14 protein-coding genes are annotated in these 13,525 nt (G+C 66.0%); 12 read left to right on the forward strand and 2 right to left on the reverse strand.

Going from position 1 to position 13,525, the window contains the following annotated elements; genetic code table 11:
* Nucleotides 1–22: 22 nt before the first annotated feature.
* Nucleotides 23–2,071 (reverse strand): PhoX family protein, encoded by a 2,049-nt coding sequence (locus KHO53_RS15875; RefSeq protein ID WP_010220274.1) that lies wholly within the window; start codon nucleotides 2,069–2,071, stop codon nucleotides 23–25.
* A gap of 236 nt (nucleotides 2,072–2,307) precedes the next feature.
* Between KHO53_RS15875 and KHO53_RS15880 the strand changes: the two genes are divergently transcribed.
* Genes KHO53_RS15880 through gspN form a run of 12 tightly spaced genes read left to right on the forward strand, consistent with a single transcriptional unit; the run spans nucleotide 2,308 to nucleotide 12,948 of the window.
* Complete coding sequence (locus KHO53_RS15880; RefSeq protein WP_159388173.1) at nucleotides 2,308–3,939, forward strand: bifunctional UDP-sugar hydrolase/5'-nucleotidase; 1,632 nt, start codon at nucleotides 2,308–2,310, stop codon at nucleotides 3,937–3,939.
* Nucleotides 3,936–4,361, forward strand: a complete 426-nt coding sequence (locus KHO53_RS15885; protein WP_010220271.1) for a pilus assembly protein PilZ — start codon at nucleotides 3,936–3,938, stop codon at nucleotides 4,359–4,361. Before KHO53_RS15880 ends, KHO53_RS15885 begins: the two co-directional genes overlap by 4 nt.
* A gap of 3 nt (nucleotides 4,362–4,364) precedes the next feature.
* Nucleotides 4,365–6,317, forward strand: a complete 1,953-nt coding sequence (gene gspD, locus KHO53_RS15890; protein ID WP_010220270.1) for a type II secretion system secretin GspD — start codon at nucleotides 4,365–4,367, stop codon at nucleotides 6,315–6,317.
* 5 nt (nucleotides 6,318–6,322) lie between these two features.
* Nucleotides 6,323–7,771: a GspE/PulE family protein gene (locus tag KHO53_RS15895; RefSeq protein ID WP_026001142.1), complete on the forward strand. Its 1,449-nt coding sequence runs from the start codon at nucleotides 6,323–6,325 to the stop codon at nucleotides 7,769–7,771.
* Nucleotides 7,772–7,774: 3 nt separating this feature from the next.
* Nucleotides 7,775–8,977, forward strand: coding sequence for a type II secretion system inner membrane protein GspF (gene gspF, locus KHO53_RS15900; protein ID WP_010220267.1), 1,203 nt, complete (start codon nucleotides 7,775–7,777; stop codon nucleotides 8,975–8,977).
* A 14-nt stretch (nucleotides 8,978–8,991) separates the two neighbouring features.
* Nucleotides 8,992–9,426: a type II secretion system major pseudopilin GspG gene (gene gspG / locus KHO53_RS15905; RefSeq protein ID WP_010220266.1), complete on the forward strand. Its 435-nt coding sequence runs from the start codon at nucleotides 8,992–8,994 to the stop codon at nucleotides 9,424–9,426.
* 2 nt (nucleotides 9,427–9,428) lie between these two features.
* Nucleotides 9,429–9,863, forward strand: coding sequence for a prepilin-type N-terminal cleavage/methylation domain-containing protein (locus KHO53_RS15910; protein ID WP_213570501.1), 435 nt, complete (start codon nucleotides 9,429–9,431; stop codon nucleotides 9,861–9,863).
* Complete coding sequence (locus KHO53_RS15915) at nucleotides 9,860–10,228, forward strand: type II secretion system protein GspI (protein ID WP_010220264.1); 369 nt, start codon at nucleotides 9,860–9,862, stop codon at nucleotides 10,226–10,228. The genes KHO53_RS15910 and KHO53_RS15915 overlap by 4 nt, the downstream gene beginning before the upstream one ends.
* Nucleotides 10,225–10,812, forward strand: coding sequence for a prepilin-type N-terminal cleavage/methylation domain-containing protein (locus KHO53_RS15920; protein WP_213570502.1), 588 nt, complete (start codon nucleotides 10,225–10,227; stop codon nucleotides 10,810–10,812). The genes KHO53_RS15915 and KHO53_RS15920 overlap by 4 nt, the downstream gene beginning before the upstream one ends.
* Nucleotides 10,812–11,921 (forward strand): GspL/Epsl periplasmic domain-containing protein, encoded by a 1,110-nt coding sequence (locus tag KHO53_RS15925; protein ID WP_213570503.1) that lies wholly within the window; start codon nucleotides 10,812–10,814, stop codon nucleotides 11,919–11,921. Before KHO53_RS15920 ends, KHO53_RS15925 begins: the two co-directional genes overlap by 1 nt.
* Nucleotides 11,918–12,304, forward strand: a complete 387-nt coding sequence (gene gspM / locus KHO53_RS15930) for a type II secretion system protein GspM (RefSeq protein ID WP_010220261.1) — start codon at nucleotides 11,918–11,920, stop codon at nucleotides 12,302–12,304. Before KHO53_RS15925 ends, gspM begins: the two co-directional genes overlap by 4 nt.
* A complete protein-coding gene (gspN, locus tag KHO53_RS15935; protein ID WP_213570504.1) occupies nucleotides 12,301–12,948 on the forward strand; it encodes a type II secretion system protein N in 648 nt (215 codons plus the stop codon). The genes gspM and gspN overlap by 4 nt, the downstream gene beginning before the upstream one ends.
* Before the next feature lie 6 nt (nucleotides 12,949–12,954).
* Here gspN and KHO53_RS15940 read toward each other — a convergent pair whose 3' ends face one another.
* Nucleotides 12,955–13,512, reverse strand: a complete 558-nt coding sequence (locus KHO53_RS15940) for a L,D-transpeptidase family protein (protein ID WP_010220259.1) — start codon at nucleotides 13,510–13,512, stop codon at nucleotides 12,955–12,957.
* Nucleotides 13,513–13,525: the final 13 nt, after the last annotated feature.

Consider the following 13,525-nt stretch of genomic DNA (forward strand, 5'->3'; position numbering starts at 1 on the left):
GCTTAGGTTACCCGCTCTGGAGTTACACGCCGATCTCACCGCCATCGGCACGCTGGATCACCACGGTCGATGCCCGTGGGCGCACCTTGGTGCCGGCCGGGGTAACGGTGGTGGCAACATCGGTGGACGGCCAGTTGTCCGGGTGCTGGATGTTGACGAAGATCGACTTGTTGTCCGGCGTGAAGGCAATGCCGGTGACTTCGCAGCCGTTGGGGCCGACGAAGAAGCGACGCAGGTCGACCTGGTTCTGGGCGTTGACCGGGACCTGCTTGCCAGCGGCATTCACCAGGTCGGTAGGGATCACCGCCAGCATCTGGTCGTTGGTGTAGTCGGTCAGGGTTTTTTCGCCGTTGTCGGTCTGGAACCAGAGGATGCCGCGGCTATCGAAACTCATGCCGTCGGGGCTGGCGAACTGGTTGAGTTCGGTCAGGCCCGAGCGGTTGATGTCGGCGGTACCGGCGGCGTTGGCACCAAACACGAAGATGTCCCAGGTGAAACTCAGGTGATTGTCGCTGTCGTGCCAGCGGATGATATGACCATGGCGGTTCGGCCCGCGCGGGTTGGCGGCATCGACCTTGGCGGCGGTGCGCGCGCTGTTGTTGGTCAGGGTCAGGTAGACGTCGCCATTGAGCGGGTTGACCGTGGTCCATTCCGGGCGGTCCATCGGCGTTGCGCCCAGCGCGTCGGCAGCGCCGCGGGTGTTGAGGATAATGCCCGGCAGGTCGCCGTAGATCGAACCCAGGGTCTTGCCGCTGCTGGTCGGGGTGTTGACGTCGAGCAGCAACCACACCCCTGAGCCGTCGGCATTGAAGCGGGCGACATACAGCTTGCCCTGGTCCATGTACTTGTTGCCGGTGGCCAGGCGGTCGGCCGGGGTGGCATCGGCCGCTTCCCACAGCGCGGTGGAGACGAACTTGTACAAATATTCGTTGTTCGAGTCGTCGCCCATGTACCAGACCAGCGGCTTGCCCACTACCGGCAGGCCCGGGCAGCAGCCTTCATGGCGGAAACGGCCGAGCGCCGTGCGTTTCACCGCCAGGGTGCTGGCGTTGTACGGGTCGATCTCGACAATGTAGCCGTAGGTGCTGGCCTCGTTACGGAAGTCGTCGGTGGCGCTGGCGCCGCTCGGGGTGACGTTGAAGCGGCTGAACTCGCCATCCACTTCGGTCGGATCGCCCGCCACGCTTTCCCACTTGTAGTTACCGGCCTTGGTGCTTACGCCGATGCGCTTCTGGTCGGCCGGCAGGGTGGTGCTGGTGTTGACGAAAATCCCCGGCCAGTTCTCTTCGCAGGTCAGGTAGGTGCCCCACGGGGTGTAGCCGTTGCCGCAGTTGTTGTTGGTGCCGCGGGCCTGGGTGCCGCTCTTCGAGAAGCGCGTCTTGACGTGGTCGCTGCCGCGCAGGGGGCCGGCGATGTTCATCACCGTGGCGGTAGTGAAGCGGCGGTTCAGTGGGTCATTGTCGACCACCTGCCAGCGGCCGCTGACTTTCTTCAGGCGGATCACCCCGGCGCCGTGGGCGTTGATCTCCTTGCGTACTTCCTCGACCGGACGCTTGCCGCTGCCGTCGCTGGTCGGGCCGTTGGGGTGCAGGGCGTCGGCGTCGATGTACTCGTGGTTGATCGCCAGCAGACCGTCTTCGGAGCTGCCGTTGATGGGGAAGAAATGCATGCCGTCATGGTGCATGCCCACCGAGTTGGCCTGGTCGGCGGCGGTGTTGCTGCCGTCGGCTTTCCACGGGTTGGCGCTGGTGTTCAGCGGTGTGCCCCAGGGCGCCAGGACATAGGCGGTGTAACCGGCGGCGACCACGCAGGCGTCAGTGCGCGAGCCGGGGATGGAGGTAAAGCCCAGTTTCAGTTTCGGCGGGGTTGGCGGCTCGACCACCGGATCGTCGTCATCCGAATCACTGCTGTCAAAGCAGCCCGTCAGGCCAGTCCCGGCAATCATCGCGATCGCGGCGCCCAGGCCACCGCGTACCACGCTGCGGCGGCTCAGGTAAGACTCCAGAACGCTGTCCATGGGCAGGTTGCCACTTGGGTTGCGGTTCAGGTTGTCGCCGGTGTCTCGACTCATCAGTTCAGTTCCTTTTGTTCAATGATGCGGCGTGAAAGAAACCGGGACTTTAGTGAGCAAGTGTGATGATTGATTGGCAGTTTTGTTAAAAGGCGTTGAAGAAATAAATCGTTACCACCTGATTTGCCTGAGGTTTTGCCTGGGCTGTCGATTAACTGCCATCAAACTGTAATCCAGGCGCCCCAATATCCCGGCCCGACAACCAACAAGCGCGAAGGCGACGGGACAGGCTGAACATGCACAGACGGGAAGTGTTGAACTGGATTGGCGTTGGCGCTGCGGCGCCGCTGCTCACGGCCTGTGCGGGTCTGGGCGGGACGTCGACCGGCAACGATGCTTGGCTGGATGTGCTGTATTTCGCCGACACCCTCGACGCCCGCCAGGCGGGCAAACCGGTGGTCCCGGCCACGCGCCTGGGGCCGGTGACCCACCTGGGCCAGGCACCCTGGATGACCGGCGCCAGCGCCCGCCAGGCGCGAGCCGAACTCAACCCGCTGCTCGATGCCAACCTGGCCGATGGCGTGCGCACCGGTGGCTATGCGGTGCTGGCGGCTGTGCTGGAGCAACTGCGCCAAACCGCCGGGGCCGGGAACTGCCTGACCCTGGAGAACGGCCAGGGCTGGAACGGCAGTGGCCTGGCCTACCTGACCCAGGGTGGCAGTGGTGTTGAAGGCAGCCAATTGCTGGCCAGCGACGTGCGCGTCAGCAGCGATGAGCGGGTGCTCTGGCCGCAGCGTTGCAGCGGGCTTTATCGGCAATATGGGCAGGCTGTGCTGGGCGCAGGTCTTGCCCCGGAGCAGTCCGCTGCGCTGGGTGTTACGCCGTTGACGGTCATTCGCCGTGGCGGGGTACGGGTTGCAGTGGTCGGCATCACCGACCCCTATGCCCAGGACCAGAAAGCCTCGCTCAAACAGTGGTACCAATCGCTGTTGCCGGCCTTCGAGCAGGCCCGCGGCCAAGCCGAACTGGTGATCGCCCTGGCCGATGTCGGCACCGGCCCGGGCTTGTGGCTGGCCGAGCGTTTGAGCGACGCCGACCTGTTGCTCTGCGCCCGTGGCCAGGACTTCTGGCCCGAACCGGTCAGCGTGCTGCAAGCCAGTGGCAAACGGGTGCCAGTGCTGTTTGCCGGCAGCCGGGCCAGCGGCGCCTTTCAAGTCCGCTGCCAACGCGCTGGCGGGCAATGGCAGTTCAGCGCTCACTTTCACCCAGCTTTCGACAGCAGCCTGACGCCCACCGCCCAGGCCCGTGCGGCGCAGTTGCGTGGGCTGTTGGCGCAGCAACGCGCCGGTCACGCCGCCTGGCTCGATCAACCCCTGGCCCGGGCACCGCAGGCACTGTGGCGCCGCGATACGCGTGGCGGCAGTTGGGACCGCGTGCTGCATCAAGCGCTGTCGGCCGACAGCGACTACCCGGTGCTGTTGCCAGGCCTGCGTTACGACAGCCCCCTGGCCGCCGGCCAGGCCATCACTCGCGAACACCTGATCAGCCTGACCGGCAGCTACCCGGCGCCGGTGGTCGAAGCGCCCGCCCGGCAAGTCGAACAGGTATTGGAAAACGCCGCCGAGCAACTGTTTGGCGACCCGCTGTTACTCGACAACAGCCAGGACCTGCCGCGCTGGCTGGGCCAGCCCTGGCAGCTCAGCTACAGCCCGAGCGGCAAGCGCGTGTCCGGTTTCAGCGAAGTGCAAGGACAGTGCCGTACCTTCGGCCTGCAGTACGCCTCCAGCAGCGGCGAGCCACTGTGGCAACGGGTCGAAGCCTGGCTGTCGAAACAGCCAGCCGACTGGCAACTGCCGGCATTGCAATTGCCGCAGCTGCGCTATGTCCAGGGCCATCCCGGCTGGCATCCGCGTGAGTTGAACGCGTGATCAGCGTCTCGCGCCTGTTCAGCGGCGCACTGCTGACCCTGGCCGCCTGGCTCGCCGCCCAGTGCGTGCTGCAGCTCAGCCGGGCACCTGTGCCGGCAGTGGCCCAGGTACAGGACGCTACGCCATTGCCGGGCCTGATGCTCGGCCACTGGCAGGCCGAGGCCGACAGCGGCGGCGTGCCGCTGACCCGTTTACCGCTGCAGTACCTGGGCGGCCTCAGGGCCGTGCCGCTGAGCGCCACCGTGGTGGTGCTGCGTTACGGCCAGGCCACGCGCACCGTGCGCCGTGGCCAGCGCCTGGCCCCGGGCATCGTCCTTGAGAGCATCGACGACCAGGGCCTGATTTTCGACAACCAGGGGCGGCGCGAACGCCTGCCCTGGCCGCCACGGCCCGCCGTGACCGGCTTCAAGCGCCAAGGATGAATGATGATCGCAAGACTCTGCCTGGCCAGCGTGCTGAGCCTGGGCCTCAACCTGGCATGGGCCGAAGAGCCGGTGGCGCTGGATGACAACGAGACGCCGTTGTACGAAGTCAATTTCGTCGACACCGAACTGAGCGAGTTCATCGACAGTGTTTCGCAGATCACCGGCACCACCTTCATCGTCGATCCGCGGGTCAAGGGCAAGGTCACTGTGCGCACCGTCGATCGTCACGACAGCGAAGCGATCTACGACATTTTCCTGGCCCAGCTGCGGGCCCAGGGTTTTGCCGCCGTCGACCTGCCCAACGGCAGCGTCAAGATCGTCCCCGACCAGGCTGCACGGCTTGAGCCGGTACCGGTGGAGCGCGCGGGCAAATCGGCGCAAGGCAGCGACGGTGTCGCCACCCGGGTGTTCAATGTGCGCAATGCCGCCAGCGAGCAACTGCTGGGGATTCTCAAGCCGCTGATCGATCCACGGGTTGGGGTGATCACTCCGTATCCGGCGGCCAATCTGTTGGTGATCACCGACTGGCGCAGCAACCTGGAGCGCATCGACAGCCTGTTGCTGCAGCTCGACCAGGTCAGTGACGAACCGATGCAGGTGATGCCGCTGCAACATGCCAGCGCCAACGACACCAGCAAGTTGATCAGCCAGTTGCTGGCCCGCGAGCAGGGCGCCGACAGCGCCCAGGTGGTGGCCGATCCGCGCAGCAATGCCTTGCTGGTGCGCGGCAGTGCCGACAGCCGTGAGCGGGTGCGGGCCTTGCTCGCGCAACTGGATCGCCCCGGCGATAACCTGCGCAGTTCCAACACCCAGGTGATCTACCTGCGCCACGCCAACGCCAGCGAAGTGGTCAAGGTGCTGCGTAGCCTCAGCCAGGACAGCCTGCCAGCCGGAACGGGCGAAGGTGGCAAGGATGACAAGGCGCCGCCGCCAGTGAGCAGCTCGGGTATCCGCCTGGAGTACGAAGAAGGCACCAACGCCGTGGTCATGGTCGGCCCCGACAGTGAGCTGGCGGCCTATCGCAACATCGTCGAGCAACTGGATGTGCGCCGGGCGCAGGTGGTGGTCGAGGCGATCATTGCCGAAGTCTCGGATTCACGCGCCGAAGAGCTGGGCGTGCAGTGGCTGTTCGCCGATGAGCACTTCGGCGCCGGCACGGTCAATTTCGGCACCGGCGGCGCGAGTATCGCCGCCATCGCGGGCGCCGCCGCAGCCAAGGACAATGCCGCACTGGGCAAGCTGCTGTCCGGGACCAACGGCCTGACCGCAGGCTTTGGCAACTTCGGCGGCGGCTTCAACTTCGCCGTGCTGGTCAACGCGCTGAAAAGCAAAAGCGGTTTCAACCTGCTGTCGACCCCCACCTTGCTGACCCTGGACAACGCCGAGGCATCGATCCTGGTTGGCCAGGAGGTGCCCTTCGTCACCGGCTCCGTGACCCAGGACAACACCAACCCCTACCAGACCATCGAGCGCAAGGAGGTCGGGGTCAAGCTGCGCATCAAGCCACAGATCAACATCGACAACACCGTGCGCCTGGATATTGTCCAGGAGGTCTCCTCGATTGCCGACAACGCCTCGGCCAGCGACGTGATTACCAACAAGCGCGAGATCAAGACCAAGGTCATGGTCGAGGACAACGGCCTGGTGATCCTCGGCGGCCTGATCAGTGACGAGGTCACGTCGAGCAAACAGAAGGTGCCGTTGCTCGGCGATATTCCCTGGCTGGGGCGGCTGTTCAGCTCCTCCGGGCACCAGGGCGTGAAACAGAACCTGATGGTGTTCATTCGCCCGCGGATCCTGCGTGACGGCCCGAGCCTGGCCAGCCTGAGCACCGAGAAGTACCGCAACCTGCAACAGGACACCGCCCTCAAGCTGCCGGCCATCAGTGACGACGGCAAGCTGTTGCAGGCCTTCCCGGCCAGCCGCCAGCGCCTGGACGAGGGTGTCTGGTGATGGAACTGTTGCCCTATCGCCTGGCCCGCCAGGCCGGCCTTGCCGTGGCGCCTTCGGCGACTGGCTGGAGCTTGTGGCTGCGCAGTGATGCCGATAGCGATCAATTGCAGGAACTGCTGCGCGTACAGGGCCAACCGGATCAGGTCTGCCACCTGGACAGCGCCAGTTTCGACAGCCAGCTGGGGCAGTTGTACCAGGCCGGCGAAGGCGCCACCGCAGCGCTGATCGAAGGCATCGGCGAGCAGGTCGACCTCGACGGCCTGATGAGCGAAATGCCGCGCATTGAAGACCTGCTCGAAAGCGATGACGAAGCGCCGGTAATCCGCCTGATCAATGGCCTGTTCGCCCAGGCCCTGCGCTTGCAGGCATCGGACATTCATATCGAGACCTTCGAGCAGAGCCTGGTGGTGCGCCTGCGCGTCGACGGTCATTTGCGCGAAGTGCTGCGCCCACCGCGAGCGCTGTCGGCGATGCTGGTGTCGCGGATCAAGGTCATGGCCCGGCTGGACATCGCCGAGAAGCGCCAGCCCCAGGATGGCCGTATCACCCTGCGCTCGGCTGGGCGTGAAGTGGACGTGCGGGTGTCGACCCTGCCGGGCATCCATGGCGAGCGGGTGGTGATGCGTGTGCTCGACAAGCAGGCCAGCTTGCTGGCGCTGGCCAACCTCGGTATGCCGCAGGCCGTGGAGCAGGGCTTGCGCGCTTGCCTGGCGCGGCCCAATGGCATCGTCCTGAGCACCGGGCCGACCGGCTCGGGTAAAACCACCACCCTCTACGCCAGCCTCAACAGCCTCAACGACGGCAGCCGCAATATCCTCACCGTCGAGGACCCGGTCGAATACGCCATTGCCGGTATCGGCCAGACCGCAATCAACCCGCGTGCCGGGCTGACCTTTGCCACCGGCCTGCGGGCGATCCTGCGCCAGGACCCGGACGTGATCATGCTCGGCGAGATCCGCGACCGCGAGACCGCGCAGATCGCCGTGCAGGCCAGCCTTACCGGCCACCTGGTACTTTCGACCCTGCACACCAACAGCGCCGTCGGCGCGGTGACGCGTCTGCGCGACATGGGCATCGAGCCGTTCCTGATTGCCTCGTGCCTGCGCGGGGTCATGGCCCAGCGTCTGGTCCGGCGTCTGTGCCCGTGTGCCCGAGCGCAGCCCTTACAGGCGGCCGAGCGGCAGCTGTGGCCGGAGCTGGCCGAGTTGAGTGAGACATTTCATGCCGTGGGTTGCGAGCAGTGCCAGGGCACGGGCTATCGTGGTCGGCTCGGCCTTTATGAATTCATCGAACTGGACGCCGGCTTGATCGCCTTGCTCTACGACGGCGCCAGCGAAGTGGCCATGCACGAACACCTGGCCGGGCGTCGGCAGAGCCTGGCCGGCATGGCCAGCGAGTGCCTGCGCCGCGGCGACACCAGCCTCGCCGAAGTGCTGCGCGCGGTGCAGGGCTGAGCCATGCCGACTTTTCGCTACCAGGCAGTGGACCTCAGCGGGCGGGCGCACAAGGCCAGTATCCAGGCCGACAGCGAGCGCCATGCCCGCCAGTTACTGCGTGAGCAGGGGCTGTTCACCCGGCAGTTGCAACGCCACGAAACCGGCAACGCCCAGCCGCGACGCCAGCGCGTCAACCGCGCCCAGTTGTGTGAACTGACCCGGCAACTGGCGACCCTGACCGGCGCCGGCATTCCCCTGGTGGATGCCCTGGCGACCCTGGAGCGGCAACTGGTGGAGCCGGCCTTGCGCAACGTGCTGGTAGCGGTGCGCGGTTCGCTCGCCGAAGGCCTTAGCCTGGCCCGCAGCCTGGCGCGCCAGGGGGGCTTGTTTTCCGGGTTGTATTGCGCGCTGGTCGAGGCTGGCGAGCGCTCCGGGCGCCTGGCCCAGGTGCTGGAACGGCTGGCCGAACACCTGGAGCAGGTCCAGCGCCAGCAGCACAAGGCACGTACGGCACTGATCTACCCCTGTGTGCTGATGGGCGTGTCGCTGGCGGTGGTGGTTGGCCTGATGACTTTCGTGGTGCCCAAGCTCACTGAACAGTTTGCCCACTCGGGGCAGAGCCTGCCGTGGATCACCTCGCTGCTGATCGGCATCAGCGACCTGCTGGTGCTGCTCGGCCCGTGGTTGCTGATCGGCGGGGCGCTGGCGGCCCTGCTCGGCGCCTGGCTGTTGCGCCGCCCGCACTGGCGTTTGCGCCGCGACGACCTGCTGCTGCGCCTGCCACGGATCGGCAACCTGCTGGCGGTGCTGGAGAGCGCGCGCCTGTCGCGCAGCCTGGCGATTCTGGCCGGCAGCGGCGTACCGTTGCTCGAAGCCCTGCAAGTGGCCACGGCCACGGTCAACAACCGGCGCATTCACCTGGCCCTGCAACGGGTCAGCACTGATGTGCAGGGCGGGGTCAGCCTGCACCGGGCGCTGGATGCCAGCGGCCACTTCCCGCCGTTGCTGCTGAACATGGTCGCCAGTGGCGAGGCCAGCGGCACGCTACCGGACATGCTCGAACGGGTCGCCGACAACCAGGAGCGCGGCTTCGCCCGCCAGGTGGACAGCGCCATGGCGCTGTTCGAACCGCTGATGATTCTGGTCATGGGCGCGGTGGTGTTGTTCATCGTCCTCGCCGTGCTGTTGCCGATCATGCAGCTCAACCAGGGCCTGACACTTTGAAAAGGAGCAAGACCATGCACAGCCCACGCGCGCGTCAGCGCGGTTTCACCCTGATGGAAATCATGGTGGTGATCTTCATCATCGGCCTGTTGATCGCCGTGGTCGCCCCCAGCGTGCTCGGCAGCCAGGACAAGGCCATGAAGCAGAAGGTCATGGCCGACCTGTCGACCCTGGAGCAGGCGCTGGACATGTACCGCCTCGACAACCTGCGTTTCCCGTCGGCCGAGCAAGGCCTGTCGGCGTTGGTCAGCAAACCGACGCTAGAGCCGCTGCCACGCGCCTGGCGCGCCGACGGTTACATCCGCCGCCTGCCGCAAGACCCGTGGGGCACGGCGTATCAGTACCGTGCCCCCGGCCAGCACGGGCGCATCGACATTTACTCGCTGGGCGCCGATGGTGTCGAGGGCGGCGAAGGCATCGATGCCGACCTGGGTAACTGGGAACTCTAGGCATGCGCGCCGAGCGTGGTTTTACCCTGCTGGAAATGCTTGTGGTGCTGCTGATTGCCGGGCTGATGAGCACCTTGAGCATTGCCTGGCTCGACAGCGGCAAGGCGCCGGTGCACCAGGCCCTTGAGCGCCTGGCCAGTACCAGTCGCCAGCAGGCGGAGCTGGCGCTGCATGGCGGGGAGATTCGTGGCCTGCGCTGGAATGGCAGCCGTCCCGAATTTGTCCGCCTGATCGATGAGCGTTGGCAGACCGAGCCCGTTGCCTTGGGCGACTGGCCGCCAGTTTTGCAAGCCGACTGGCCAGCCAGCCGCGAGCCACGCCTGGTGTTCACCCCCTCCGGTGTTGCCCGCAGTGCTGCCTTGAACTGGCATTGGCCGGAGGGGGCCCAGCGTTGGCAGTGGAACGGCGCCGGCCAGTTGCACAGGGCACCGCGGTGAGGCGCGCACAGCGAGGTTTCACCCTGCTGGAGGTGACCGTGGCCTTAGGGATTGCCGCAGCCTTGGCCATCATGACCAGCCAGGTGCTGCGCCAGCGCCTGGCGGTGCAGCAGAGCGTGCAGCAACACCGCCTGGGCGTGTTCTGTGCCCGGGAGCTGCAGGCGCGTTTTGCCGTCGAGCAGTACTGGCCGATGGACAACAGCGTTGGCGGGCAATTGCAGCAGGGCGATGGCCTCTGTCATTGGCAGCTGCAACTGACGTCCACGGGCGTGCGCAACCTGCGCCGTGGCGAGTTGCGCCTGTTTGCCGACCGTGACGGGCGCGACCCCCTTGGCCAGTACCGCATCTTCCTGGTGCGCCCATGAAGCGCCGTCAGCAGGGCCTGACCTTGCTCGAACTGCTGGTGGCCCTGGCCCTGACTGCTGTGCTGGGGGGCTTGCTGGCAGCGCTGGTCAATGCCTGGGTGGGTGTGCGCGAACGCCTGCAACAACCTGCCCAGGCCTCGCCGGTACTGAATTTTTGCCTGGCCCTGGAGCGGCGCTTCGACTCGACGGTGTTGCGTCAGCTCTACGAGCAGCGCCTGCCTCTGGCAATCAATTGGCTGGACTGGCAACCCGCCGCCTTGCAACTGCACTGGGTGGCCCGCAGTGCCTGGCCGCAAGCTGAAGGCGGTTCACGCGTGCAGCGCCAGCGCCTCAGTTACGACCCACGCGGCCAACGCCTGCTGCTGGAAACCTCCGCCGACCTGTATGCGGTGGGGAAACCGCATTGGCATGAGCGCGATCAGCTCGATCAGGTTGCGGCGCCGAGCTTCTCCTTTTTTCACTCGGGCCGCTGGCTGGCCTTTCCTTCTGCCGAGCGATCCGCCCCGGATCGCGGCATACGGCTTGAGTTCAAGCGTGATGGAGCACCTTATGTCTGTACCTTCGCCCTGCCGGAGGCGCCCTGATGAAATGGCTTGAGCGCTGGCAATCTCCACGCGCGAGCAACTGGCTGCTGCTACGGCCTGGCCTTGGGCACGCGCCCTGGAGCTGGCTGCGCCTGGCAGACGGCAGGCGCGAAGCCGGCGAGGGACCGCCACCCAGCCCTGACGGCGCTTGCGTGGCGCTGGTCCTGCCGGGCAACCAGTGCAGCCATTGCCAGCTTGCGGCGCCACCGGGGCTCAAGCGTGACGAGTGGCCGCTGCTGCTTGAAGAGCGTTTGCTGCAGCCCGCCGAGTCCATCCGTTGTGGCTGTGTGTCGCGTCAGGGCAATCAGCTGGAGCTGGTCAGCGTCGATCAGGCGCTGCTCGGCCAGTGGTTGGCCCAGTGTACGGACTGGGGGCTAGTCGTGGAGCGTTGCTGGGCCGAGTTTCAGTTGATGGCGGATACGCCGGCAGGCACGTCCCTGTGCTGGCAGCGCAGCCCTGATCTGTTGTTGCTCAAGGGCGTAACCGAACAGTCCCGACAGCACTGGCTGGCTTGGCCGACCTTGCTCGGGCCGAACCTGCCGGCACCTTGGCCGGGCCTGCAACGCGAACAGTTCGAGGGTGCCTGGCCATCCCGACTGGTCGCGCTGGAGCGTTTGCCCAGCCTGTTTGACCTGCGCCCGGCACGTGAGCTGCGGCTGCGGCTTCCCATGGCCCCCGGGCAATGGCGACTGATTGGCGCGTGCGCGCTACTGGGCCTGCTCTGGAGTGGCTTGTGGCTGACCCAGCAATGGCGCCAGAGCGAGGTCTACAAGGCGCAGGTGGTCGCCGTGACCGGGCCGGTCACTTCACCGCGGCAGGCCGCCCAGGTCCTCAAGCGCCTGCGTCAGGCCGAGGAAGATCGCCAACTGCGCCTGCGCCAGATCGAGCAGCTGCAGGCGGCGTTGCAGCAATGGCTGCAAGCGCAGCCTGCCTGGCACATGACCGCCACCGGCTTCGACGGGCAACGCTGGACGCTGCGCCTTCGTGGCGATCAGCCGCCTGCGGCCGCGACCTGGGAGGCCATCGCCAAGCAGGTCGGTGTGCTGGTTGAAGTCGTCGGTGGCGAAGATCAATTGCAACTGGTCTTCGACCTGGGAGCGGCGTCATGAGTGAGTGGATACAGCGCCGCTGGTTACTGCCGGCCGCCTGGGCAACGGTCGCGTTGTTACTGCTGACCCTGGTGATGCGCGAAGGCATGGCCCGCTGGCAGGCCGCGCAGCAGTGGCAGGCGCTGGCGCGGTCGGCGGCCAGCGTGCCGGTCGACGCGCGCTTCAGTGTCGAGCAACTGCAACAATCAGCCCAGGCAAACAGCATCGTCCTCAACCAGGTACTGGCGGAAAATCACAGCTGGCAGATCAAGGGCCGCGCAGCCGATGAGCAAGGTTTGCAGCGCTGGTTACTGGCCGTGCAGGGCGAAGGCCTGCGCCCGCTGCGCTGGTCACTGGAGCAGGCTGAGTCCGCCATGACCTTCGAGCTGGAGTTGCAACAATGAAGCGCATCGGCTGGTTCAGCCTGGTGTTCTTGGTGAGCGTGTTGGCCGGGTTACCGGCGAACTGGTTGCTCGCGCCCATGGCCGCCCAGGGTGTCTCCGGCAGCCTCTGGCAAGGCCAGGCTCAGCGACTGGGGCAGGTGGGGCCGCTTGCCTGGCACTGGCAGCCCTGGCGTTTGCAGGCGCAGGTCAACCTCGGGTTTCAGGGGCAGGACTGGCAGCTCAAGGTGGCTGGCTGGCCGTGGAACTGGACCGCCGCTGTCGAGCCGTTGCAGCGCACGTTGGCAATGCCTTTGTCCTATCGCCTGACGGGCGAGTGGACAGGCCGGATCGAAGTGCAGGGTAGCGGTCGGCAGTGCCAGGTCAGCCAGGGTGAGATCGCTGGCCACAACCTGGCACTGGTTGCGCCATGGTCAGTGCCTTTGGGCGCCACCCGGGTGCGGGTTGATTGCTCGGTCGGCATGCACCTGTTGGCGCACTTGCAGTTGCAGGGGCAGCATCAGTTCGAACTGGACGCCGACCTGCGCCAGCGCCGCGGGCGTTTGCAAGGCGCTGTCGAACCCGGCGCAACCTTGGCACCGGTGCTGCTCAGCGCCCAGTGGCTCAAGCCCGATGATTCGAGGCTGAGCCGCAGGCTCAAATGGTGACGGAGCTCAGGGCCGGATTTCGATCATGGTGCCGTCCGGCACCATGTTCCACACTTCGCGCATGTCGCGGTTGGTCATGGCGATGCAGCCTTCGGTCCAGTCCAGGGTGTGGAACACCTCTTCCGGGTACTCCTCGCTAAGGGGCGTGCCGTGGATCATGATCATGCCGCCCGGCGGGACGCCTTCACGACGGGCGCGGGCGGCGTCGCTGATGTTCGGGTAGGACACATGCATGGCCAGGTTGTAGCGATCGCTCTGCTTGCGCCAATCGATCCAGTAGAAGCCTTCGGGGGTGCGCTTGTCGCCTTCCTGCACCTTGGCGCCCTTGGGCTGCTTGCCCAGGGAGATGCGGTAGGTCTTCAGCGGCGCGCCGTCACTGATGAGCTGCAGGCGGCGTTCGGACTTGATCACCAGGATCTTGTCGATCATCGCAGGCTTCGGCTGTTGCGGTTGCAGTGGCGAAGGCGCGGTCTTGTCGACCGGCCGGGTAATGATGGTTTCGGTGAAACCCGCCTGGGACATCGAAGCCACACTGAGGCAGAAAAGGGCAAGCAACCAGCGCATGAAACGATATCCC

This window comes from Pseudomonas sp. RC2C2, from assembly GCF_018390435.1.
Classification (GTDB): domain Bacteria; phylum Pseudomonadota; class Gammaproteobacteria; order Pseudomonadales; family Pseudomonadaceae; genus Aquipseudomonas; species Aquipseudomonas donghuensis.

Coding starts and splice junctions, on each gene's coding strand:
- KHO53_RS15875 (WP_010220274.1), bottom strand. CDS start 2,071: ATGAGTCGAGACACCGGCGACAACCTGAACCGCAACCCAAGTGGCAAC.
- KHO53_RS15880 (WP_159388173.1), top strand. CDS start 2,308: ATGCACAGACGGGAAGTGTTGAACTGGATTGGCGTTGGCGCTGCGGCG.
- gspD (WP_010220270.1), top strand. CDS start 4,365: ATGATCGCAAGACTCTGCCTGGCCAGCGTGCTGAGCCTGGGCCTCAAC.
- gspF (WP_010220267.1), top strand. CDS start 7,775: ATGCCGACTTTTCGCTACCAGGCAGTGGACCTCAGCGGGCGGGCGCAC.
- gspG (WP_010220266.1), top strand. CDS start 8,992: ATGCACAGCCCACGCGCGCGTCAGCGCGGTTTCACCCTGATGGAAATC.
- KHO53_RS15910 (WP_213570501.1), top strand. CDS start 9,429: ATGCGCGCCGAGCGTGGTTTTACCCTGCTGGAAATGCTTGTGGTGCTG.
- KHO53_RS15920 (WP_213570502.1), top strand. CDS start 10,225: ATGAAGCGCCGTCAGCAGGGCCTGACCTTGCTCGAACTGCTGGTGGCC.
- KHO53_RS15925 (WP_213570503.1), top strand. CDS start 10,812: ATGAAATGGCTTGAGCGCTGGCAATCTCCACGCGCGAGCAACTGGCTG.
- gspM (WP_010220261.1), top strand. CDS start 11,918: ATGAGTGAGTGGATACAGCGCCGCTGGTTACTGCCGGCCGCCTGGGCA.
- gspN (WP_213570504.1), top strand. CDS start 12,301: ATGAAGCGCATCGGCTGGTTCAGCCTGGTGTTCTTGGTGAGCGTGTTG.
- KHO53_RS15940 (WP_010220259.1), bottom strand. CDS start 13,512: ATGCGCTGGTTGCTTGCCCTTTTCTGCCTCAGTGTGGCTTCGATGTCC.